Consider the following 22,932-nt stretch of genomic DNA (forward strand, 5'->3'; position numbering starts at 1 on the left):
TGGCCCAGTCGGGACTGAGACTAGGAGGTCTCCATGACCCAGACACTGGCTGCCAGTCCGGCACCACCGGCACAGGACGAGCGCGTCGGCCGCAGGTCCGCCGTTTCCAGGCTGCTGGCCCGTCCCGAGCTCGGGGCGCTGGTCGGCGCGATCGTCATCTATGTAGTCTTCTTCATCGTGGCCCCGCCGTTCCGGGACGCCACATCGTTGTCCACCGTCCTCTACTCGAGCTCCGTGTACGGCATCCCGGCGATCGCCGTCGCGGTCCTCATGATCGGCGGTGAGTTCGACCTGTCGGCGGGTGTCGCCGTCACCAGCTCGGCCCTCGTCGCCTCGATGTTCAGTTACCAGTTCACCGTGAACATGTGGCTCGGGGTCGTGGTGTCCCTGGTGGTCGCGCTCGGGATCGGCTTCGTGAACGGCTATCTCGTCGTCAGGACGGGGATTCCGAGCTTCCTGGTGACACTGGGCACGTTCTTCATGCTGCGCGGCCTCAACCTGGCGCTGACCAAGCAGGTCACCGGGAACGTCGCGACCAACGACGTGTCGAACATCGACGGGTTCGGCTCGGCCCACAACGTGTTCTCGTCCCAGTTCACCGTCGGCAGCGCGACGATCAAGATCACCCTGCTGTGGTGGCTCCTCTTCATTGTCTTGGCGACGTGGCTCCTGCTCCGTACGAAGATCGGCAACTGGATCTTCGCCGTCGGCGGTTCGGCCCCGAGCTCCCGGGCGGTCGGCGTGCCGGTCAACCGGGTGAAGATCGGGATGTTCATGGGCGTCAGCTTCCTGGGCTGGTTCATCGGCATGCACACGCTGTTCGCCTTCAACACGGTGCAGTCGGGCCTCGGGGTGGGCAACGAGTTCATCTACATCGTCGCCGCCGTGGTCGGTGGCTGCCTGCTCACCGGTGGGTACGGTTCCGCGATCGGCGCCGCGATCGGCGCCTTCATCTACGGCATGGCCGAGCTCGGCATCGTCTACGCCGGCTGGAACCCCGACTGGAAGTACTTCTTCCTGGGCGTGCTGCTGCTGGGCGCCATCCTGCTCAACACCTATATCCGTCGACGTGCGGAGGCATCACGATGACTGTGACCACGGAAGCTCCCGCCAAGGCGCCGCTGGTTCGGCTCAGCGCCTGTGACAAGAACTACGGCAACATCATCGCCCTGGGCGGCATCTCGCTCGAAGTGGACGCCGGTGAAGTGACCTGCGTGCTCGGGGACAACGGGGCCGGCAAGTCGACGCTGATCAAGATCATCGCCGGTCTGCACCAGCCGACCCACGGCTCCTACGAGGTCGAAGGGGAGGAGGTCACCTTCGGGTCGCCCCGGGAGGCGCTCGAGCGGGGGATCGCGACTGTTTACCAGGACCTGGCCGTCGTACCGCTGATGCCGGTCTGGCGGAACTTCTTCCTCGGCAACGAGGTCAGCAAGGGCGTCGGGCCGCTCCGCCGGATGGACATCGACCTGATGCGGAAGACGACCAAGAAGGAGTTGCTCGACATGGGCATCGACCTTCGCGACGTCGACCAGCCGATCGGGCAGCTGTCCGGTGGCGAGCGGCAGTGTGTCGCCATCTCCCGGGCGGTGTACTTCGGGGCGAAGGTGCTGATCCTGGACGAGCCCACCGCCGCGCTCGGGGTGAAGCAGTCCGGAGTGGTGCTGAAGTACATCGTCCAGGCCCGGGACCGCGGCCTCGGCGTCATCTTCATCACCCACAACCCGCATCACGCCTACCCGGTCGGCGACCGGTTCCTGCTGCTCAAGCGCGGCAAGACGCTCGGGTACTACAAGAAGGACGAGATCACCCGGGACGAACTCACCGCGTTGATGGCCGGCGGCGCCGAACTCGAGGAACTGCACCACGAGCTCGAGCAGGGCGGCGGTGCGGTCGCCGAGGCGGCGCAGGTGCTGTCGGAAGAGGTCCAGGAACTCGGCATCACCGAACGGCCCACCGCCTCCTGACCAGCCGGTTCCGCCGCCTGGACGGGGCGGCGGCGGAACCGCCCGGAGACCCACCCACCTGGAAGGACCCCACTTGATGAGCACTAGTCCAAGCAGCGGCCCTCGCCTGGCGCTGGGTAGCTGTCCCGATTCCTGGGGCGTCTGGTTCGCCCACGACCCGCTGCAGACCCCGTGGCAGCGCTTCCTCGACGAGCTGTCCGGCGTCGGCTACCGCTGGGTCGAGCTTGGACCGTACGGCTACCTGCCGACCGACCCCGCCCGGCTGACCGACGAGCTCGAGCAGCGTGGGCTGAAGGTCTCCGGGCAAACCGTCGGCGCGCCCCTGCACGACGCCGGGCAATGGCAGTCGACACTCGACCAGGCCCGCAGGGTTGCGGAGCTCGTGACCGCGGTCGGCGGGCGCTTCATGGTCGTCCTCCCGTCGTCCTACCGCGACGAGCGGACCGGCGCGTCGAAGGCGGTGCGTGAGCTCGACGCCGACGACTGGAACACGTTCATCCGGCAGAACAACGAGCTCGGCCGCATCATCGGCGAGGAGTACGGACTCACGGTCGCGCTCCACCCGCATGCGGACTCCCACGTGGAGACGCAACCGCAAGTGGAGCGATTCCTGCAGGACACCGACCCGCGCTACGTCTCCCTGTGTCTCGACACCGGGCACTTCGCCTACCGGCACGGCGACAACGTCGCGATCATCGAGAAGTACCCGGAGCGGCTGGGGTTCCTGCACATCAAGGGCGTCGATCCGGAGGTTCTGAAGGTGGTCGACGCGGAGGACCTGCCGTTCGGAGAGGCCGTCAAGCGCGGCGTGATGGCGGAACCGCCGAACGCCGAGCCGAAGATCGAGCCGATCGCCGCGGCGCTGCGGGCGCTCGACCGGGACGAGGTCTTCGTCATCGTCGAGCAGGACCTGTACCCGTGCGACTTCGACGTACCGGAGCCGATCGCCCGGCGGACGTATGAGTACCTGCGCAGTGTGGGAATCGGAGGTGACCAGTGATGACGGTCCGGGTCGGAGTCATCGGCGTCGGCATGATCGGGCAGGACCACATCCGGCGGCTGACACAGGTGCTGTCCGGTGCTCAGGTGGTCGCCGTGACGGACGTGGACCCGGCGCGGGCCCAGTCGATCGCCGACGGACTGACCGGCTGCACGGTGCACGCGACCGGGCAGGAGCTCATCGGTGACGATGCGGTCGACGCCGTACTGGTGACCTCGTGGGGACCGACGCACGAGGAGTTCGTGCTGGCGGCCATCGAGGCGGGCAAGCCGGTGTTCTGCGAGAAGCCGCTGGCCACCACGCAGGAGGCTTGCCGCCGGATCGTCGACGCCGAGGTCGCGAGTGGCAAGCGGCTCGTGATGGTGGGCTTCATGCGCCGGTACGACGCGCCGTACCAGGCGGTGAAGGCGGCCGTCGACGACGGTTCGATCGGCGCACCGCTGCTGATGCACTGTGCACACCGCAACCCGTCGGTGCCGCCGTACGGCTTCACGACCGAGATGATCATCACCGACTCCGCCATCCACGAGATCGACTTGGTGCGGTGGATGTTCGGTGAGGAGGTCGTGGCGACCACGGTGCTCAAGCCGCGGCGCAACAGCAACGCAGGGGACGACCTGCAGGATCCGCTGATCATCCTGCTCGAGATGGCCAGCGGGGTGCTGGTGGACGTCGAGGTGTCGCTCAACATCCGCTACGGGTACGACATCCGTGGTGAAGTCGTCGGCGAGATCGGTACGGCGGCACTGGCCGAGACTTCCGGCGCAGTGGTCAAGAGCGACGGCCGGTACGCCGGCCGCGTGCCGGCGTCCTGGCAGGAGCGGTTCGTCCGGGCGTACGACGTCGAGCTGCAGGACTGGATCGACGCGGTGGCCTCCGGCGGGTTCACCGGCCCGAGCGCCTGGGACGGCCATGCCGCCGCGGTCGTATCGGACAGCTGTCTCGAGGCGTTGCGGACCGGAACGCGAGTCGAGGTCGCCTCGCACGAACGCCCCGACTTCTACGCGAAGGGCTGACGGATGAAACTCGCCCTCGATCCGTACATGTTCCGCAGTACGCCCTTGCTCGAGCTGCCGCGCCTGGTCGCCGAGCTCGGCTACGAGTGGATCGAGCTGTCACCCCGGGACGACTTCATCCCGTTCTTCAACCACCCACGGGTGAACGACGGGACCGTGGCCGCCTTCAAGAAGGAGCTGGCCGCGGCCGGAGTCGGCGTGTCCTCGGTGCTGCCGCTGTTCAAGTGGTCCGGCCCCGACGAGGACGACCGGCAGGCGGCCGTGCGGTACTGGAAACGTGCCATCGAGATCACCGCCGCGCTCGGCGTCGACACGATGAACTCCGAGTTCAACGGCCGGCCGGAGCAGGCGGCCCGCAGCGAGGCGCAGTTCTGGCGCTCGCTGGAGGAACTCCTGCCGGTCTTCGAACGGGAGGGGATCAAACTCGCGCTGGAGCCGCATCCGGACGACTTCGAGGAGGACGGGAAGGCGGCGGTCGACCTGATCCGGGGGATCAACAGTCCACTGGTGACCTTCCTGTACTGCGCTCCGCACACCTTCCACATGGGCAATGACGCGCAGGGGATCATCGAGTACGCAGGTGACCTGCTGACCAACATCCACGTCGCGGACTCGTTCGACCACACCGGCTCGTCCGGGCTCCGCTACATCGTCAACCCGCCCGGATCGACGGTCCGGGTGCACCAGCACTTGGACATCGGCCAGGGCGAGGTCGACTTCGACGAACTGTTCGCGTGCCTGGCCGCGGCCGGGTTCAATGGCACCATCACGACCTGTGTCTTCGCCTGGGAGGAACGCGCTCGCGAGTCGAGCACGTTCATGCGGGAGAAGATCACGGAGCTACTGACCAAACAAGGGATCCAGACGTGAGTACTCAGCGAATCACCCACCTGATCGGCGGGAGCCCGTGGACCGGGGTCTCCGAGCGCATCAGCAAGGTCTACAACCCGGCGACCGGTGAGGTCACCGGCGAGCTCGACCTGGCCTCGGCCGCGACCGTCGACGAGGTCGTCAAGGTCGCCCACGAGGCGTCCCGTACCTGGGCGCAGACCTCGCTGACCAAGCGGACCCAGGTGCTGTTCGCGTTCCGCGAGCTGGTGAACCAGCGCAAGGAGGAGATCGCCGCGCTGATCACCGCCGAGCACGGCAAGGTGCTGTCCGACGCCGTCGGCGAGGTGACTCGCGGCCTGGAGGTGATCGAATTCGCCTGCGGCATCCCGCATCTGCTCAAGGGCGGGTTCAGCGAGGGCGTGTCGACGAAGGTGGACGTGTACTCGATCCGCCAGCCGCTCGGCGTCAGCGCGGTCATCTCGCCGTTCAACTTCCCGGCCATGGTGCCGATGTGGTTCGTCCCGATCGCGGTTGCCTGTGGCAACAGTGTGGTGATCAAGCCGTCCGAGAAGGACCCGTCGGCGGCGAACGCGATGGCCGAGCTCTGGAAGGAGGCCGGTCTGCCGGACGGCGTGGTCAACGTCGTCCACGGTGACAAGGAGGCCGTCGACCGGCTGCTCGAGCACCCGGACATCAAGTCGGTCTCGTTCGTCGGCTCGACCCCGATCGCTCGCTATGTCTACGAGAACGGTACAAAGAACGGGAAGCGCGTGCAGGCGCTCGGTGGCGCGAAGAACCACATGATCGTGCTGCCCGACGCGGATCTGGACCTGGCCGCGGACGCCGCGGTGAACGCCGGCTTCGGTTCGGCCGGTGAGCGGTGCATGGCGATCTCCGCGCTGGTCGCGGTCGAGCCGATCGCCGACGAACTGATCGGCAAGATCAAGGAGCGGATGGCGAAGCTCAAGACCGGCGACGGGACCCGCGGCTGCGACATGGGCCCGCTGGTCACCGGCCCGCACCGCGACAAGGTCGCCGGGTACGTCGCCGCCGGTGTGGAGGAAGGCGCGGAGCTGGTCGTGGACGGCCGCGACGGTGAGTTCGACGGTGGGGCCGATGGGTTCTGGCTCGGGCCGACACTGTTCGACAAGGTGACGCCGGAGATGTCGATCTACACCGACGAGATCTTCGGGCCGGTGCTGTCGGTCCTCCGGGAGCCTTCGTACGACGCCGCCCTCGACCTGGTGAACTCGAACCCGTACGGCAACGGCACGGCGATCTTCACCAACGACGGTGGCGCCGCCCGCCGGTTCCAGAACGAGGTCGAGGTCGGCATGGTCGGCATCAACGTCCCGATCCCCGTCCCGATGGCCTACTACTCCTTCGGTGGCTGGAAGAACTCCCTGTTCGGCGACACCCACGCCCACGGCATGGAAGGCGTCCACTTCTTCACCCGCGGCAAGGTCGTCACCTCCCGCTGGCTCGACCCGAGCCACGGTGGGATCAACCTGGGCTTCCCCACCCACGACTGAGCGTCACGGGCGCTCCGCCTGGTCGCGCGCGGCTGCCGTGCTGCCGCGGATGACCAGGTGGGGCGTGAGGACGAACTCCTCGGCGGTGGTCCGGCCGTTCTCCAGCCGGTCCGCCGCCGCCTCGACCGCGTGGGCGGCGAGCTCCGCGGCGTTCTGATCGACCGACGTCAGGTCGATGTGCGCGAGCCGCGCCAGGGTGCTGTTGTCGTACCCGACGAGCGAGACCTCCCCGGGTACGTCGACGCCGGCCCGGAGGAACGTGTCCTGCAGGCCGACGGCACACATGTCGTTCGACGCGACCACCGCGGTCGGTAGCGGTCCGGACTCCAGCAGGACCCGGCCGGCCTGGGCACCGGCCCGCTCGTCGTGCCCGCCGGGGACGATCCGCACCGAGGCGCGGGCGCCGTGGCTGTTCATCGCGTCGCGGTAGCCCCGGCGACGAAGGGCCGCGATCGGGCCTTTGCCGCCGTCGACGAAGGCGATGTCGCGGTGACCGAACTCGACCAGGTGCGCGACCGCCTGCGCCACCCCGAGGTCGTCCGCGGCCCGGACCACGTCCAGGCCGGCGCCGGCGTGCTTCCCGATCACGACGACCGGCAGCTGCTCGCCGGTCAGGTCCGCGACCGGTCCGGCCGCGCCGAGCAGGACGAGCGCCTCACAGCGGAAGTCCAGCAGGGTCTCGACCGCGCGCCGCTCGTCCCGCTCGGCGGTCACGGTGCTGAGGACCAGCTCGTAGCCGCGGCCCGCGCTGGCCCGATGCAGGTCCTCGACCAGCTCCGCATGGAACGGACTACGGATGTCGAGCATGACGCCCAGCAACCGGGTACGACGGCGCGCCAGCAGACTCGCGGTCCGGTCGGGCCGATAGCCGAGCCGGTCGGCGGCCTCCCGCACCCGGCGCCGGGTCTCCTCGCTCGGGCCCGGCCGATCGCTGAGCGCGAGCGAGACCGACGACGGTGACATCCCGATCGCGGCCGCCACATCCTCCAGCCGTGGGCGCCGGGTCACGCCGGCCGAACGTCGATCGCGAGTGGTCACGGAATCTCCCGGTGGCGAGCCCTTGACAAGGGTTTGTCAGGACAAGCATGGTAGCAGAGTCTTAAAGCGCTTGAAATTCAACAGACGCAGGGAATCCGGATCTGTGCAGGTGAGGAGCAGTCATGTCACCTTCGTCCATCGGCGTGGCGGTGATCGGTGCGGGGATGGCCGGCCGCGCGCACCTGGCCGGGTATCGGGCCGCGACCGCGATCCACGGCGCCGGGCTGCCCGAGGTGCGGTTCGTCGCCGTCGGTGATGTCAACGCCGGCGTCGCGAAGGAGTCCGCCGACCGGTTCGGGTACCAGCGGGCCGAGACCAGCTGGCAGACCATCGCCGAGGCACCTGACATCGACGTGGTCAGCGTGGTGGTCGCCAACACGCTGCACCGCGAGATCGTCGAGGGTTTGCTTGCTGCCGGCAAGCATGTGCTGTGCGAGAAGCCGCTGGCGCCGAGTGTCGAGGACGCGGCCGCGATGGTGTCGGCCGCACGCGCGTCGGGTCGTCAGACCGCCACGGGTTTCACCTTCCGGCGGTCGCCGGCGATCAACGCCATCCGCGCGCAGCTCGAGTCCGGGGCGATCGGCCGGCCGCTGCACCTCGACGGGCACTACTGGTGCGACTACGGCTGTGACCCGATGGCGCCGATGAGCTGGCGGTACAAGGGCGGCCCCGGTTCCGGTGCGCTCGCTGACATCGGCGCTCACTTGGTCGACGTGGCCGAGTTCCTCGGCGGCCCGATCGAGTCGGTCGGCGGTGCGGTGCTGGCGACGTACGTCACCGAGCGGCACCTTCCGGTCGGTGCGGTCGTGGGGCATGCCCTGGCGGCGGTCAGCGACGAGACTGAGCCGGTCGAGAACGAGGACCTGGTCAGCTTCACCGCGCGGTTCGCGTCCGGAGCCACCGCGACGCTGTCGGCGTCCCGGACCTCGTTCGGTCACCCGAACGGGCTCGGTTTCGAGGTCTTCGCCGAGAAGGGCTCGGCCACCTTCGAGCTCGCCCGGGCGTCGGAATTCGGCTTCGTCGACGGCACGGCACCACTCGCGACCCAGGGATACCGCCAGGTGCTCGTCGGCCCGGAACACCCCTACATCACCGGTGGCCTGCCGATGGACTTCCCCGGCGTCGGCCACGGACAGAACGACCTGTTCGCCTTCCAGGCCAGGGCATTCCTCGGCCAGGTGGCCGGTGTCGAGGGACTCTCGCCCTGCCCGACCTTCGAGGACGGACTGCGCAACCTGCGGCTGCTGGGCGCCGTTGTCACCTCGGCCCAGACCGGCGGCGCGGCCGTCACCATCGACTGATCCGGAAGGACCATCACCATGAAGCTCGGTGCCTACACGGCCTGCCTGCACGACCTACCCATCGGTGAGGCGTTGACGACGCTGCGCGGACTCGGCCTCGACAGCGCGGAGATCAACTCGGGCGGCTTCCTGCCCGCGCCGCATCTGCCGATCGACGCGATCCGCGGGAGCAAAGACGCCCGTGACGAGTACCTCGCCCAGTTCGACGCCGCCGGCGTCGCGCTCACAGCTCTGAACTGCAACGGCAATCCGCTGCACCCCGACCCGGACGTACGGCGCAAGCACGGCCAGGACGTGGTCGACGCCATCGAGCTCGCCGCCCTGCTCGGAGTCAAGCGGGTCGTCACCATGTCCGGCCTGCCAGAGGCGCACGCCGGTGGTACGGCGCCGTCCTGGACGGTCCTGCCCTGGGACAGCGTGTACCTCGACGCCCGCGACTACCAGTGGAACGAGGTGGCGATCCCGTACTGGAAGGACATCCAGGCCCGGGCCGCCGACGCCGACGTGAAGGTGTGCATCGAGATGCATCCGCACAACCTGGTCTACAACCCGGCCACCATGGTGCGGCTCGCCGAGGAGATCGGCGCCACCCACGTCGGGGCCGAGATGGACCCGAGTCACCTGTTCTGGCAGGGGATCGATCCGGTCGCCGCCCTGGACAGTCTCGGCGACCTGGTCTACAACGCGGCCGCGAAGGACACCCGGATCAACGCGGCAGCCAAGGTCAACGGCGTACTGGACGACCGCTTCGGCCGGGTGCTTCCGACGGATCCCGGCGCCGTCGGCCTGGGTGGCAAGGACACGCTCAGCCGCTGGCCGGAGAACTCCTCCTGGGACTTCGTCGCGGTCGGCCGTGGTCACGACGTCGCGTTCTGGACCGACTTCCTCGGCGCGATCAGGCGCATCGACCCGGACATGGCCGTCAACATCGAGCACGAGGACCAGGAACTGGGCCAGCTGGAAGGCCTCGAGTACGCCGCCAAGACCCTCCTGACCGCGGCCGCCGGCTGACATATCCACGACTGAAAGCCGCGGTTTGGGTGTAGCGTCGAAGACGACCCCCGGGGCATGAGGAGTACCGCGGCGTACGACGGCCGTCGGCCTGTGCGATGTCAGCGATCTTCAAGCTCCGGGAGTGCGTCATGTCGAAGAACAAAGGCGGGCGTGAAGTCCGCAAACCCAAGCAACCCAAACAGCCGAAACCCAACCCGAGCGACAGCTCGATCATCCCGCCCACCAAGCAGGGCCGGAAGTAGGCGCGGGCGCCGTTGACCCGCGGAGGAAGGTTGGGTAGCGTCACGCGGGCGTGCTGAGGGCGCGCCGAGACTCGCCGGAAGGCTGGAAGCCACCTCACGATCGATGAGTCGAGTGCGGTGGGTGACGCTCTCTTGTGGCCCGTGCGAGTCCGGGCGCGAGAGGACGCGTGATGGGACTGCTGCCGGATCGGCCGAGTATCGAGTACCTGCGCAAACAGGCCAAGGACCTTCTTGGCGTCCTGCGCGAATCCGATCCAGGAGCGTCGCTCGCCGATGCGCAGCGCGCCCTGGCCGCTGAGTACGGCGAACGGGACTGGCCTGCGCTGAAGGCCGAGGTCGAGCGACGGCTCGCGGACACGCCCGCCGCGCCGGACGGGCTGGCGGAGGCGCTGGCCGGCGCCTTCGGCCTGGGCGACGTCACCGCCGCGGCCACGCCGGTCTCGTTCACGCCGATGGGGCGGTGCTGGGGGATCACGACCGATCGAGGTCGGTGGCTCGCGGTCACGGTCTTCGACTGGATCACGGCGGAGCAGGCCGAGCTCGGTGCTCGGCTGGGGACGCCGCGGTCGCGGCCCGCGTGGTGGCACCAGTCGCCGTGCGGAGTCCGCAAGGACAACTGGTCGAGCGAGTTCTCGGCGAGAGCTGGCGCGTTCACGAGTGGATCGACGTCGGCCCGTCGCCGGTGTTGCCGGTCTCGACCGCGCTGGCGCGCCGGGCCGGTACGACGCTCGGGACGCTGCACGCGTTGGCCATTCCCAGCGATTCGCCCATCAGCCCGTACGTGATCTCACGCCGCCCGGAAGCCGATTGGTATGAGTTGCGCGATCGAGCTCGTGCGGCGGGCAAACCGTGGGCCTCGAGCAACTACTCGACGTCTGACGGGGCCGCGGACAGGACGTGGGGACCTCGGACAGGACGTGAGATGTCCGAGGTCCCGAGTAGGTGTCCGAGGTCAGTGGGAGAGTACGGCGGCCAACGCGGACGCGGCCGGTTCCGTGAGGTGGCCGTGCAGAAGCTCGATCCGGTGCACAAGCCGCGGCGCGGTGACCGGAACGGCCGCGATCCCGGGCAAGGCCGTCGAACTGTGCGGGTCGGCGGGGATTTGCGTGGCGGAGTGGGGGAGGACGGCGAGGCCGTGGCCGGCGGCGATGAGGGTCAGGAGGGTTTTGAGGTCGGTGCCGGCGTAGGCGAGGGCTGGGCGCAGGGCGTCGGAACCGGTCGCGGTGCGGAGTGTGGGCAGCGGAGCGGCGAGGTCGGGGGCGTCGATCCAGCGGGCGTTGGTCAAGTCGTGGAGGCTGATGCCGCGGCGGCGTGCTAGTGGGTGGTCCGCGGCAAACCCCACAACCAGTTGCTGGTGGGCCACGGCGGTGGTGCGTAGTGATCCGGCGTCAGACAGCCGCAAGGGATCGCTCGGCGCGGCGACGCCGTCGACCAGACCCAGGGCGAACTCACCGGCGGCTACGCCCTCTGCCACCGCTTCGCGGCCGCAGACCGTCAGGGTGACCTCGGTGCCCGGGCGGGAGCGTCGTACCTCGCGGAGAGCGATGGCCAGGCGGCCGTCGGCTGCGGCCAAGGGGGAGGCGGCGATGGTGAGGGTGCCCGGCGGGTCGGCGATGGTACGGCGGACGTCAGCCCGGGCGGCGTCGAGGCGGAGGAGGATGGGCGCGGCGTGTTCGAGCAGGCGCTCGCCGGCTGGGGTCGGGACCACGGGACGCCGGCGAAGGAGCGGCGTACCGAGGTCGTGTTCGAGGGCGGCGATGTGCTGGGAGACGGCGGACTGGGTGTAGCCAAGGCGGTCCGCGGCCGCGGAGAACGAACCGCACTCGGCGACAGCCACGAACGTCCGCAGCAGGTGGGGATCCACGCCGATCAGTATCGCTTATGCGGACTGCAGAGATCATCGTTGGCGCTGATACCGGCCTGACACCCAGGATGGACGGCATGAACGCTTACTCAGGACGCATCGCCGTGGTCGGAGACCGCTCACCGCACGTCCGTTCGCATGGACGGGTGCCCGGTCTGCTGGATCGGTTGAAGGATCGCGACAACCTGGACCTCGACGTGTACTGGGTCCCGACAGAGGAGGTCGACGAGGATCTGAAGGGGTTCGACGGGATCTGGCTGGTTCCGGGGAGCCCGTATCGAGACGAGGCCGGAGCGATCGCCGCGGTCCGGATCGCGCGGGAGAACGGGATCCCGTTCCTCGGCACATGTGCTGGGTTCCAGCACGCGATGCTCGAATTCGCTCGCAACGTGTGCGGGCGGCCGGATGCGCAGAACGGCGAGAGCGATCCGGACGCGGAGGACCTGCTCATCGTCCCGCTGGCGTGCTCACTCGTCGGTCACGAGGATGCGGTCCAGGTGACACCGGGGACCCGCGCCGCGGAGTTGCTGGGGGTGGAGCGGTCGCTGGAGCGGTACCACTGCTCCTACGGCCTCGACAGCAGCCGGATGGACCTGCTGCGCGACCACGGCATGGTCTTCAGCGGGTACGACGACGCCGGCGAGCCCCGCATCGCGGAGCTCCCCGACCACCCGTTCTACCTGGCCACCCTCTTCCAGCCCGAACTCGCAGGCGACGGCACCCGCCCGCATCCCCTCATCCAAGCATTCGCCCGCGCAGCCGGCGGAAAGTGACCGTGACTGGCGGACGGAGCTAGATCTGGGAGGTAGGGCGGGGTTGGAGGCCGGCGGCTTGGTAGCAGGTGTCGATTAGTTGCATGGTGGCCAGGGCGTCGTTGGCGTCGGTGAGGAGTGGGGCGCCGTTGCGGACTGCCGCGGTGAAGGCCTCGAGCTGGTAGGTGTAGGAGGTGCGGGTGCCCAGGTGTTCGACCCAGGTGTCCTCCTTGGTTGTGACGATGACCCGGTCGTCGTTGTGGGGGAGGACGAAGAACGGGGCGAAGGCCTCGCCGCGGGTGCCGATGACCTTCAGGCTGAACTCGACGTTCTCGGCGGCCATGCTCGTGCGGACTGCGCCGGTTGCGCCGCTGGGGAACTCGAAGTCGGCGTTGAGCCACTCGTCGACGCCGGGCAGCCGCTTTCGTTCGCCGGCGCGGGCGTTGGTCAGCTTCGGGGCACCACCGGCGTACGGCGCCAGCATCCGCTGCGCGTGGATTGCGTAGCAGCCGACGTCCATGACGGCGCCGCCGGCGAGCGGGAGTGACCAGCGCGGGTCCTGGTCCGGCGGCGGAGGCATCACCATGGTTGCCTCGACGTGCTGCAGGTCGCCGAGCTCGCCCTTGGCCACGAGCTCCTGCAGGCGGCGCATCACCGGGTGGTAGGCGTAGTGGAAGGCCTCCATGAAGACCACGCCGCGCTCATGGGCGGCGTCGCGCACCTGGGCGGCTTCCGCGGCGTTGCTGGCCGACGGCTTCTCGGTCAGCACATGCTTGCCCGCGGCAATCGCCCGCAGGTTCCACGGGCCGTGCAGGCCGTTGGCGAGCGGGTTGTAGACGACCTCCACGTCCGGGTCGTCCAGCACGTCCTGGTACGACGCGTGCACCCGTTCGACCTGGTGTTCCGCCGCGAACGCCTCGGCCCGGCCGGAGTCCCGGGCCGCCAACGCGACCAGCCGGGCGCCGGTCGACCGGGCCGGCGCGACGATCGCCCGGTCCGCGATCCGGGCGGCGCCGAGAATCCCGATACGCAGCGGTTCCATGCCTTCTCCCTCGATGGTCGGCCGTACGGGCGGCGTACGGCGGGGTGGCGCGCCGGTAAGCGTAGCCCGACGCACCGACGGCGAACGTGCCATCCTGCCTGACGAGCACCCGGCCCCGACAGCACCTGCCCGTGATCCGGACCGGGTTCACCCAACGTTCATGTCCCTGCTGTGGGCGCTCAGTGGGTCTCGCGGCGGGTGCTGTGGTCCGCGAGGGCGCCGGTCAACCGGTCCGCGGTCCAGCTCTCGGCGACCGCCTGGCGGAGGAGGCCGGCCTGCGACTGGGGTGCCAGGCCGTCGATGGGCTGGTCGCGGTCGAGGTTGGTCGGGAAGGCGTAGCCCTCGGCCGTGGCGGCGATGACGTTGTCCACGGTTACCGGATCGGTCAGGCGGAGCAGGCTGGGATAGACGGCCTCGATCATCCGGGCCCGGTCGATGCTCTCCATCGCGCGCCCGAAGGCGGATGAGACCTGCAGGAGGTTGGCCATCCGCTTGATGTCGGCCGAGTGGTTGCTGCCGGCCGCATGGAACAGCGCCGGGTTGAAGAACACCGCGTCGCCCTTGTCCAACGGCAACTGCACGTGGTTCTCCACGAAATACGAGGCGAACGACGGCTGCCGGTACGCCAGGTACCCCAGCTCGTACTTCTGTGAATGCGGCAGATACAGCGTCGGCCCCGACTCGACCGGCATGTCGCAGTGCGCCACCGCCCCCTGCAGCGTCAACGCCGGCGACAACCGATGCACATGCGCCGGGTACTGCGCTGCCACCTCATCGGACTGGAATCCGAGGTGGTAGTCCCGATGCACCGTCTGCCCCTCGCCGCCCGGGTTCACCACGTTCACCTGCGACGTCACCTGGTACGCCGGCCCCAGCCAAGCCGACGCGACCAGCGCGAGCAGGTCGTTGGCGTAGTAGGCCGCGAACACGTCCGGTGCCGCGATCGCGAGCTTCTCGAGCGCGTTCCAGACCCGGTCGTTCGCACCTGGCTTGGCGAAGTGGTCACCGGCCGCGGTCCCGGACTCGTGCTGCTGGGCGATCAGCCGGTTGAACTCAGCCGTCGCCGCGTCGACCGCATCGTTGCTGAAGGCCCCTTTCAGGACGACGATCCCGGGTCCGTCGGCGAACGCCCGGACGAACTCGGCCTGCACGGCCCGCGGGTCCTCGCGCCGGATCCGCGCCGCGTCGTACAGCGGCACCTGCTGCTCGATCCGCTCGGCGTACGGGTAGTCCGCGGGGTCCGTCTGCTGCTTGAGCACCGTCAGCAGGTCTTCCAGCTGAACGTCGGACGGTTTCAACCACATGGCTGGCTCCTCTCGGGGTGATTGTTCTAGCCTGGGGTCTTCTTGACGGGTTCGGAATCCCCAGGATCCACCAAAAACCCGTCATTCGGAGTGGAGGGCGACGATGGGACGCGAGCATCGGGTCCGCGACATCGCGGTCCAGGCCGGTCTGAGCGAGACGACCGTCGACCGGGTGCTGAACGGCCGCGCCGGCGTCAGCGCCCGCGCGCGCCGCCAGGTCGACCAGGCCGTGCACGACCTCGACCGGCAAGCCGCCCAGATCCGGCTCGGTGGTCGCACGCTGGTGATCGACCTGGTCATGCAGGCCCCGACCCGGTTCTCCGGATCCGTCCGTGCCGCCCTCGAAGCGGCACTGCCCGGACTGCGCCCGGCGGTGCTGCGGGCCCGATTCGACCTGAGTGAAACCGCCTCCGCCGCCGACGTCGTCGCGACCCTGGACAAGCTGCGGAAACGCGGTTCGCAGGGCGTGATCCTCAAGGCGCCGGACGAGCCCGAGGTCGTCGAAGCCGTCGACCGCCTGGTCGCCGCCGGCATCCCGGTCGTCACCCTGGTCACCGATCTGCCCAGCAGTCAGCGCCTCGCGTACGTCGGCATCGACAACCGGTCCGCCGGTGCGACAGCGGCGTACTTCCTCGCGCAATGGCTAGGCGCGGAGCCCGGCACTGTGCTCGTCACGCTGAGCCGTGGCTCGTTCCGTGGTGAGGAGGAACGCGAGATGGGCTTCCGCTCCACCCTGCGCCGGCTGGCACCGGGCCGCGCGGTGGTGGAACTCGCCGAGACCGATGGCCTCGACACCACCATCCACGGACAGGCCCTGGCCGCGCTCACCGCCGATCCGGCGATCAACGCGGTCTACTCAATCGGCGGCGGCAACCGCGCCATCGTCCGGGCGTTCGCCGACCTGGACCGCGAGTACCGCTGCTTCGTCGCCCACGACCTCGACGCCGACAACCTCTCACTCCTCCGAGCCGGCGCGCTCTCCGTGGTCCTGCACCACGATCTCCCGACCGACCTTCACCACGCCTGCCAGCACCTCCTGCAGGCCCACCACCTGCTCCCCGCAGTCCGTACGCCGCCCAGCAACCTGCAGCCGATCACGCCGTACAACCTGCCCGGATGATCTGACCTAGTGCGACCTGGTGGTCGCCCGCACGACCAGATCCGGATCGGTGACGACCTCTTGTGGCGGACCGTCCTCGCAGATGGCGAGGCCGAGTGCGGCCGCCGCGAGTCGATCGGCGTTCTGGGCGATGGTCGTCAGCTGGATGTGCTCCAGGCGCGACGGCGTCGAGTCGTCGTACCCGATGATCGAAACGTCCCGGCCCCGCAGGGCGTGCAGGAGGCCGATGCCGCAGGCATCGTTGAAGGCGGCAACGGCCGTGACCTTGGACGGCAGCTCGCGGGCGGCTGCCGCACCGGCGGACTCGGTCGGGCCGCCGGGGATGACGAGTGGTTCGAGCCCGGCGCGGCGCATCGCCCGGGTGTAGCCGGTCCGACGTTCGGCTGCGCCGGGAGCACGGGCACCGTCGACATGAGCGATTCGGGCGTGGCCGAGCGACAGCAGATGCTCCACGGCCAGGCGAGATCCGGCCGAGTCGTCAGTGCGTACGACGTGAACGCCGGCGGCCCGTACTTTGCGGGCGATCACGACAGCCGGCTGAGCTTCGGCGAGTGCGGTCAGCACGGACGGCGGCGCGGTGGGAGCGAGCAGTACGAGCGATTCGCAGCGGTAGTCCAGCAGGGACTGGATCGCGACCGCCTCCCGACGGGAACCGGTCACCGCGCTCAACGTGAGGTCGTAGCCGAGCGCCTCGGCCGCCGGGTAGAGCGCCTCGACCAGGTCACCGTGGAAGGGCTGGCGAACGTCGAAGGCCACGCCGATCAGCCGCGTGCGCTGCCGCCCGAGCAGCCGGGCCCGATGGTCGGGGCGGTACCCGAGCTCGTCGCCGGCCGCGAACACGCGGGCCCGGGTCTCGTCGCTCGCCCCCGGCACGTCGCGGTAGACGATCGAGACCAGGGCGCGGGAGACGCCGGCACGGGCCGCGACATCCTCCATCGTCGGTCGGTGATTCATCTCGCCGATTCTCCCAAGGTCTTGACCGGGACCATCAAAGCATTGTTCCCTAGCGATGACTAGAGCGCTCTAGTCCCTGCTCGCGAAGGGGTTGCCGATGCGCACAGACCACGGCCTGCCGGTCGTACGGCTCGGGTTGATCGGAACCGGCCGGATCGGCACCATGCATGCCGGCAACATCGCGCGGGACGTCCCCGGCGCCGAGCTGGCCGCGGTCGCCGACGCCAGACCGGAGGCGGCGCAGCAGCTCGCGGAGCGGTACGGCACGGAGGCCCAGGACGTGGACAGCCTGCTGAAGGACGTCGACGGCGTGGTGATCACCTCGATCGCCGCCGCTCACCCGGACCTGATCCAACGCGCGGCAGCGGCCGGGAAACCGGTCTGGTGCGAGAAGCCGGCCGCACTGACGCTCGAAGAGATCGACCAGGCGATCGCCGCGACCGAGGCAGCCGGCGTCCCCTTCCAGGTCGGCTTCAACCGACGGTTCGCCAAGGACTTCGCCGCGGCCCACCAGGCCGTCGTGGACGGCGAGATCGGTACGCCGCAGCTGATGCGCTCGATCACCCGGGACCCCGGCGGACCGGCTGGTCTGCGGGCCGGCATCCCGCCGTGGACGATCTTCCGCGAGACGCTCATCCACGACTTCGACACGCTCCTGTGGTTCAACCCCGGGGCCCGGCCGGTCGAGGTCTTCACGAAGGCGGATGCGCTGGTGGCCCCGCAGTACAAGGAGGACGGGCTGCTCGACACCGCGGTCGTGCTGATCACCTTCGACAACGGCGCGATCGCGACCGCGGAGGCGAACTTTTCCGCGCTCTACGGCTACGACGTCCGCGGCGAGGTGTTCGGGAGCAAGGGCATGGTGATCGCCGGGGGCCTGCCGAGCAGTCCGCTGGTGCGGTACGGCGTGAGCGGCCTGCAGCAGCAGACGTTCCGCAGTGACGAGGAGATGTTCCACGACGCCTACGTGCGGGAGCTCGCGGAGTTCGCCGGCGTCGTGCGCGGAGACGCCGTACCGCCGGTCACCGGCCACGACGCACGCAACGCGTTGCGGGTCGCGCTGGCGGCGATGACGTCCTACCAGGAGAGCCGTGCGGTGCGCATCGAGGAGGTCCGATGAGGCTGGCTGTCTGTGCTGAGTTGATGTTCGTCGACCTGCCCTTCGCCGAACGGGTGGAGCGGATCGACGCCGCCGGTTTCGACGTCGAGATCTGGACCTGGATGTCCAAGGACATCGCCGCGCTGAAGAAGACCGGAGCGGTGTTCTCGTCGATGACCGGGTACGTCGGTGGTTCGCTGACCCACGAGCAGGATCGGCTGCTGGTGACCGCCGAGCAGTCCGTCCATGTCGCCCTGGAACTCGGCTGCCCGCGCCTCAATCTGCACGGCACCGAGCTCAGGCTCGATGGGTTGCCGGTGACACCGGCGTACGAGGTCACCGGCGCGATGTGGCTGACGGCCGCGCGCACGCTGGAGCGGCTGGCGAAGCTCGGCGAGCGGTACGGCGTGATGTTCGTGCTGGAGAACCTCAACACCGAGGTCAACCATCCCGGCGTGCCGTTCGGGAAGGCGGCCGACACGCTCGCGCTGGTCGAGGCGGTCGGGCATCCGCACCTGCGGCTGATGCTCGATCTGTACCAGGCGCAGATCGGCGAGGGGAACCTGATCGAGCTGATCCGCAAGGCGTTCCCGTACCTCGGCGAGATCCAGGTGGCCGATGTACCGACCCGCTGTGAGCCGGGGACCGGGGAGATCAACTACCCGATGATCGCGGCCGCCCTGCGGGAGCTCGGCTATGACGGCACGGTCGGGCTGGAAGCGTTCGCCTCGGTCGACACCGATCTCGCGCTGCGCCGTTTCCGGGACGCGTTCACAAAGGAAGCCATCTGATCAAATCCGGGTGGTGGGTCGACGGAATCGGGCCGAGGCTTCAGGATGTGCGCATGAGTACCGTCCAGGTCCGGGTCGATCGGAACAGCCGTACGCCGTTGCACGTGCAGTTGGCGCTGCAACTCGAGGCGGCGATCCAGGGCGGTGAGCTGCCGGTCGGATCCCGGCTGAGCAACGAGGTGGACCTGGCGGAGGCGTACGGGCTGAGCCGGCCGACGGTCCGGCAGGCGATCGCCCGCCTGGTCGACCAGGGCCTGCTCGTGCGCAAACGCGGCGTCGGCACCCAGGTAGTGGGGAACTCCGGCCAAGTACGGCGCTCTCTCGAGCTCACCAGCCTGTACGACGACCTGGCCGCGGCGCACCGGAAGCCGGAGACCGACGTCCTGCGCTTCGGCGTCGCTCCGGCCACTGCTGAGGTCGCTGCCGCGCTGCAGTGCGAGGAGGGGGACCGAGTGCTCCGGCTGGAGCGGCTGCGGCGGGCGGACGGCGAGCCGCTGGCGCTGATGCGGAACTGGCTCCCGCCTGACCTCCTGGAGACGGACCCGGCCACTCTGGCCGAGCGGGGTCTCTACCAACTGCTGCGGGCCGAAGGGGTGCGGCTGAAGGTGGCGCACCAGACCATCTCCGCCGTCCCCGCCTCACTCGAGCAGGCCCGGCTCCTGTCCGAGGAGCCCGGCGCACCACTCCTGGCGACCACCCGGATCACGTACGACGACCACGGCCAGCCGGTCGAGTACGGCTCCCACCTCTACCGCGCCAGCCGCTACTCCTTCGAACACACGCTCGTCCACCGCTGAGGCGGGATTGCAACAAGCTGCAAGTTTCTGGACCTCGTCGTGACGCGATGGATACGGTCAGTGAGCCTCTCGCATGTCACGGTTGTCCACAGGGCGCCGGATGCGAGTGGCGCGGGGTGCCCCACGGTTGAAAGGATGGTCGCGCATGGTGACCGCGTGGTCGCCAGACGGGACATACACGGGGAGACCGATGACAGCCGACAGACTCGCCGCGCGCCGGTCGGGCTGGGACGGCGCGGTCGAGCTGATCGACGCCCAGGTGCGCGATGTGGTGCGCCGGGAGGGCATCGATCCGCTCCGTGATCCGGGCGCGGTGAACGCGATCGTCGCCACCGTCGTCCGCGAGTACGACGAGCGCAGCCTGACCGGTGTGGTGCCGCCGATCGGTGACCTGGAGGCGGTCAGCCGGGAGGTGCACGACCGGGTCGCGGGCTTCGGGCCGTTGCAGCGGTTCCTGGACGACCCGACCGTCGAAGAGATCTGGATCAACGAGCCGAGCCGGGTGTTCATCGCCCGCGAGGGCCGGCACGAGCTGACCACGACCGTGCTGACCGAGGAGGAGGTCAGCGATCTGGTGGAGCGGATGCTCAAGACCACCGGCCGGCGGATCGACGTGTCCCAGCCGTTCACGGACGCCCGGCTGCCGGACGGGAGCCGCGTGCACATCGTGCTCGGTGGCATCACCCAGCGGTATGCGGCGATCAACATCCGCAAGTTCACCGTCCGCGCCACCCGGCTGAGCGATCTGGTCGCGCTCGGCTCGCTGACACCGCATGCGGGTGCGGTGCTGGAGGCCGCGGTCGCGGTCGGTCTCAACGTCCTCGTCTCCGGCGGCACGCAGGCCGGCAAGACCACGATGCTGAACGCCTTGGCCGGCTCGATCCCCGGCAGTGAGCGGGTGATCAGCTGCGAGGAGGTCTTCGAGATCAAGCTGCCGATCCCCGACTGGGTGTCGATGCAGACCCGGCAGGCAGGTCTGGAGGGCACCGGCGAGGTGCGGCTGCGCGACCTGGTCAAGGAGTCGCTGCGGATGCGGCCGTCGCGGCTGATCGTCGGCGAGGTGCGCGGGGAGGAATGCCTGGATCTGCTCCTGGCTTTGAACAGCGGCCTCCCCGGCATGTGCACCATCCATGCGAACTCGGCGCGCGAGGCGCTGACCAAGATGTGCACGCTGCCGTTGCTCGCGGGAGAGAACATCGGATCCCGGTTCGTGCTGCCGACGGTGGCCGGCTGCGTGGATCTCGTCGTACACCTCGGGATCGGGGCGGACGGGCAGCGGCGAGTGCGGGAGATCGTGGGCGTGAGCGGGCGGATCGAGGAGCAGGCGATCGAGACCGAGACGCTGTTCGGCACCGTCGACGGGCATCTCCGCCGGGCCGAGGGACATCTGCCGCATCCCGAGCGGTTCCTGCAGGCCGGGTACAACCTGGCCGGGCTGCTGACCGAATTGCCGCGAGGTGTCGGCTGATGGGGCTCCTGCTGGGGTTGTTCTTCGGGATCGGGTTGCTGCTGATCATCGCGGCGTTCGTCGCGCCGGGGGATTCCCAGCCGGCCACGGACGGGCGGTTGATCGCCCGGAGCCGGGAGTTGCTCGCGAGCGCGGGGATCGAAGGCGTGACGCCGGCCGCGTTCATCGGCGCGTGCGTGATCACTGGACTGGCCGGATTCCTGCTGATGCTCGTGGTGTCGGGGGCGTGGCCGGTCGGTGTGGTGTTCGGTCTGATGGCCGGCGGGATGCCGATCGCCTTGGTGCGGAGCCGGGCGCGGAAGCGGCTGGCCGAGTTCCGGGAGCTGTGGCCGGACGTGGTGGACAACATCGCGTCGGCGGTGCGGGCCGGACTGTCGCTGTCCGAGGCGCTGGCTCAGGTGGGTGAGCGGGGGCCGCTGCCATTGCGCGAACCGTTCCGGCGGTTCGGAGCGGACTACGCGTCGACGGGCCGGTTCGCGGAGTCGCTGGATCGATTGAAGGCACGGCTCGCGGATCCGGTCGGCGATCGCGTGGTCGAGGCGTTGCGGATCGCGCGCGAGGTCGGTGGCGGGGATCTCGGCCGGTTGCTTCGGTCGCTGTCGTCATTCCTGCGCGACGACGCCCGGACCAGGTCCGAGCTCGAGTCGCGACAGTCGTGGTCGGTCAACGGCGCCCGCGTCGCGGTGGCCGCGCCGTGGCTGGTGCTGGCGCTGCTGTCCTTCCAGGGCGATGTGATCCAGCGCTACAACTCCGCGATGGGCGCGGTGATCATCGGTGCGGGCGCGGTGGTCTGTGTGGTCGCGTATCGGTTGATGCTGCGGATCGGCCGGTTGCCCGAGCCCGAGCGGGTGTTGCGATGAGTCCGTTGCTGATGGGCGGTCTCGTCGGGGCGCTGTTCGGTGCCAGCCTGCTGGTCGTCGTACGGCGGTTGCCGTTCTTGCGGAGGCCGACGGCCGACGAGCGGATCTCGCCGTACCTGCGTGATCTCGGCGGGCCCGAGGCGTTCGTGGGGGTGGTGAACTCGGGTTCGCCGTTCCACGCGATCCTGCGGTTGTTCGGGCCGTCGCTGCGGTCGGGTGCGCAGCGGCTGGAGCGTCTGCTCGGCGGGGCGAACTCGATCCGCCGGCGGTTGGCGCGGGCCGGGGTGGAGCGGACGGTCGAGGAATTCCGGATCGAGCAGTTGCTGTGGGGGACCGTCGCGTTCGGCGGCGCGCTGGTCGTCTCGGTCGTCGCACTGTCGCTCGGCACCGGCAACCCGATCGGGATGCTGGTGTTCTGCAGTCTGCTCGGTGTCCTCGGAGTGCTTGCCCGAGACACCTATCTCACCTCGCAGGTACGGCGTCGCGAGCGCCGGCTGCTCGTCGAGCTGCCGACCGTGGCCGAGTTGCTCGCGTTGTCGGTGGCCGCCGGTGAGGGTCCGGCCGGGGCCCTCGACCGGGTTGCGCGATCGTGCCGGGGTGAGCTGGCGGACGAACTGAAACGTGTCCTGGCCGAGACCCGGGCAGGGGAGACGCTGGTCCGCGCGCTGGATGGGTTGGCCGATCGCACCGGTCTGCTGGCGCTCTCGCGGTTCGCGGACGGGCTGGCGGTGGCGCTCGAACGCGGTACGCCGCTGGCCGACGTCCTGCGGGCGCAGGCCGGTGACATTCGTGAGGCGGGGCGGCGCGAGCTGATCGAGTCCGGCGCACGCCGCGAGGTAGCCATGATGGTCCCGGTGATCTTTCTGGTCCTGCCGGTGACCATCGCCTTCGCCTTCTATCCAGGCGCTGTCGGAATCCGGCTGATCGCCGGATGAACTGA

At 69.3% G+C, this 22,932-nt stretch carries 22 protein-coding genes; 17 read left to right on the plus strand and 5 right to left on the minus strand.

The features are described 5' to 3' along the window. The first annotated feature begins 33 nt into the window (after nt 1–33). From OG555_RS21900 to OG555_RS21925, 6 genes are all read left to right on the plus strand, one after another. Nucleotides 34–1,089 carry an ABC transporter permease gene (locus tag OG555_RS21900; RefSeq protein WP_329474382.1) on the plus strand — a complete coding sequence of 352 codons (1,056 nt, stop codon included), beginning with the start codon at nt 34–36 and terminating at the stop codon, nt 1,087–1,089. Further along, the gene (locus tag OG555_RS21905; protein WP_328523522.1) at nt 1,086–1,967 is read left to right on the plus strand and encodes an ATP-binding cassette domain-containing protein; all 882 of its coding nucleotides are present in this window, start codon (nt 1,086–1,088) and stop codon (nt 1,965–1,967) included. Before OG555_RS21900 ends, OG555_RS21905 begins: the two co-directional genes overlap by 4 nt. A 76-nt stretch (nt 1,968–2,043) precedes the next feature. Continuing rightward, on the plus strand, nt 2,044–2,967 hold the full coding sequence (locus OG555_RS21910) for a sugar phosphate isomerase/epimerase family protein (RefSeq protein ID WP_329474383.1): 924 nt from the start codon (nt 2,044–2,046) through the stop codon (nt 2,965–2,967). Continuing rightward, nucleotides 2,967–3,983, plus strand: coding sequence for a Gfo/Idh/MocA family oxidoreductase (locus tag OG555_RS21915; RefSeq protein WP_329474384.1), 1,017 nt, complete (start codon nt 2,967–2,969; stop codon nt 3,981–3,983). Before OG555_RS21910 ends, OG555_RS21915 begins: the two co-directional genes overlap by 1 nt. A gap of 3 nt (nt 3,984–3,986) precedes the next feature. Then, on the plus strand, nt 3,987–4,853 hold the full coding sequence (locus tag OG555_RS21920; protein WP_329474385.1) for a sugar phosphate isomerase/epimerase family protein: 867 nt from the start codon (nt 3,987–3,989) through the stop codon (nt 4,851–4,853). Then, nucleotides 4,850–6,346, plus strand: coding sequence for a CoA-acylating methylmalonate-semialdehyde dehydrogenase (locus OG555_RS21925; RefSeq protein WP_329474386.1), 1,497 nt, complete (start codon nt 4,850–4,852; stop codon nt 6,344–6,346). Before OG555_RS21920 ends, OG555_RS21925 begins: the two co-directional genes overlap by 4 nt. Nucleotides 6,347–6,349: 3 nt before the next feature. On the opposite strand, the gene OG555_RS21930 is transcribed toward OG555_RS21925, so the two are convergent. Next, the gene (locus OG555_RS21930; RefSeq protein WP_329474387.1) at nt 6,350–7,384 is read right to left on the minus strand and encodes a LacI family DNA-binding transcriptional regulator; all 1,035 of its coding nucleotides are present in this window, start codon (nt 7,382–7,384) and stop codon (nt 6,350–6,352) included. A 122-nt stretch (nt 7,385–7,506) separates the two neighbouring features. Between OG555_RS21930 and OG555_RS21935 the strand changes: the two genes are divergently transcribed. From OG555_RS21935 to OG555_RS21945, 3 genes are all read left to right on the plus strand, one after another. Further along, nucleotides 7,507–8,685: a Gfo/Idh/MocA family protein gene (locus OG555_RS21935; RefSeq protein ID WP_329474388.1), complete on the plus strand. Its 1,179-nt coding sequence runs from the start codon at nt 7,507–7,509 to the stop codon at nt 8,683–8,685. An 18-nt stretch (nt 8,686–8,703) separates the two neighbouring features. Next, a complete protein-coding gene (locus OG555_RS21940) occupies nt 8,704–9,696 on the plus strand; it encodes a sugar phosphate isomerase/epimerase family protein (protein WP_329474389.1) in 993 nt (330 codons plus the stop codon). A 415-nt stretch (nt 9,697–10,111) separates the two neighbouring features. Beyond that, a complete protein-coding gene (locus OG555_RS21945) occupies nt 10,112–10,726 on the plus strand; it encodes a hypothetical protein (protein WP_329474390.1) in 615 nt (204 codons plus the stop codon). A 167-nt stretch (nt 10,727–10,893) separates the two neighbouring features. On the opposite strand, the gene OG555_RS21950 is transcribed toward OG555_RS21945, so the two are convergent. Next, nucleotides 10,894–11,805: a LysR family transcriptional regulator gene (locus OG555_RS21950; RefSeq protein ID WP_329474391.1), complete on the minus strand. Its 912-nt coding sequence runs from the start codon at nt 11,803–11,805 to the stop codon at nt 10,894–10,896. 77 nt (nt 11,806–11,882) lie between these two features. On the opposite strand from OG555_RS21950, the gene OG555_RS21955 reads away from it, so the two are divergent. Then, on the plus strand, nt 11,883–12,578 hold the full coding sequence (locus OG555_RS21955; protein ID WP_329474392.1) for a CTP synthase C-terminal region-related (seleno)protein: 696 nt from the start codon (nt 11,883–11,885) through the stop codon (nt 12,576–12,578). 19 nt (nt 12,579–12,597) lie between these two features. Here the strand turns inward: OG555_RS21955 and OG555_RS21960 are convergent, their stop codons facing one another. Both OG555_RS21960 and OG555_RS21965 read right to left on the minus strand, forming a co-directional pair. Next, nucleotides 12,598–13,599, minus strand: coding sequence for a Gfo/Idh/MocA family protein (locus OG555_RS21960; RefSeq protein WP_329474393.1), 1,002 nt, complete (start codon nt 13,597–13,599; stop codon nt 12,598–12,600). Nucleotides 13,600–13,778: 179 nt separating this feature from the next. After that, nucleotides 13,779–14,903 (minus strand): phytanoyl-CoA dioxygenase family protein, encoded by a 1,125-nt coding sequence (locus OG555_RS21965; RefSeq protein ID WP_329474394.1) that lies wholly within the window; start codon nt 14,901–14,903, stop codon nt 13,779–13,781. A gap of 103 nt (nt 14,904–15,006) precedes the next feature. On the opposite strand from OG555_RS21965, the gene OG555_RS21970 reads away from it, so the two are divergent. Then, the gene (locus tag OG555_RS21970; RefSeq protein ID WP_329474395.1) at nt 15,007–16,023 is read left to right on the plus strand and encodes a LacI family DNA-binding transcriptional regulator; all 1,017 of its coding nucleotides are present in this window, start codon (nt 15,007–15,009) and stop codon (nt 16,021–16,023) included. A 6-nt stretch (nt 16,024–16,029) separates the two neighbouring features. On the opposite strand, the gene OG555_RS21975 is transcribed toward OG555_RS21970, so the two are convergent. Next, nucleotides 16,030–16,977: a LacI family DNA-binding transcriptional regulator gene (locus OG555_RS21975; RefSeq protein WP_329474396.1), complete on the minus strand. Its 948-nt coding sequence runs from the start codon at nt 16,975–16,977 to the stop codon at nt 16,030–16,032. 97 nt (nt 16,978–17,074) lie between these two features. Here OG555_RS21975 and OG555_RS21980 point away from each other — a divergent pair, with 97 nt between their 5' ends. The 6 genes from OG555_RS21980 to OG555_RS22005 all read left to right on the plus strand — a co-directional run bounded on the left by OG555_RS21980 (nt 17,075) and on the right by OG555_RS22005 (nt 22,927). Beyond that, a complete protein-coding gene (locus OG555_RS21980) occupies nt 17,075–18,097 on the plus strand; it encodes a Gfo/Idh/MocA family oxidoreductase (protein ID WP_329474397.1) in 1,023 nt (340 codons plus the stop codon). Next, complete coding sequence (locus tag OG555_RS21985; protein WP_329474398.1) at nt 18,094–18,867, plus strand: TIM barrel protein; 774 nt, start codon at nt 18,094–18,096, stop codon at nt 18,865–18,867. Before OG555_RS21980 ends, OG555_RS21985 begins: the two co-directional genes overlap by 4 nt. A gap of 53 nt (nt 18,868–18,920) precedes the next feature. Then, nucleotides 18,921–19,664 (plus strand): GntR family transcriptional regulator, encoded by a 744-nt coding sequence (locus OG555_RS21990; protein ID WP_329474399.1) that lies wholly within the window; start codon nt 18,921–18,923, stop codon nt 19,662–19,664. Nucleotides 19,665–19,854: 190 nt separating this feature from the next. Continuing rightward, nucleotides 19,855–21,132: a CpaF family protein gene (locus OG555_RS21995; protein WP_329474400.1), complete on the plus strand. Its 1,278-nt coding sequence runs from the start codon at nt 19,855–19,857 to the stop codon at nt 21,130–21,132. Beyond that, nucleotides 21,132–21,992, plus strand: a complete 861-nt coding sequence (locus OG555_RS22000; protein ID WP_329474401.1) for a type II secretion system F family protein — start codon at nt 21,132–21,134, stop codon at nt 21,990–21,992. Before OG555_RS21995 ends, OG555_RS22000 begins: the two co-directional genes overlap by 1 nt. Then, on the plus strand, nt 21,989–22,927 hold the full coding sequence (locus OG555_RS22005; protein ID WP_329474402.1) for a type II secretion system F family protein: 939 nt from the start codon (nt 21,989–21,991) through the stop codon (nt 22,925–22,927). The genes OG555_RS22000 and OG555_RS22005 overlap by 4 nt, the downstream gene beginning before the upstream one ends. Nucleotides 22,928–22,932: the final 5 nt, after the last annotated feature.

This window comes from Kribbella sp. NBC_01484, assembly GCF_036227145.1.
Taxonomy (GTDB): domain Bacteria; phylum Actinomycetota; class Actinomycetes; order Propionibacteriales; family Kribbellaceae; genus Kribbella.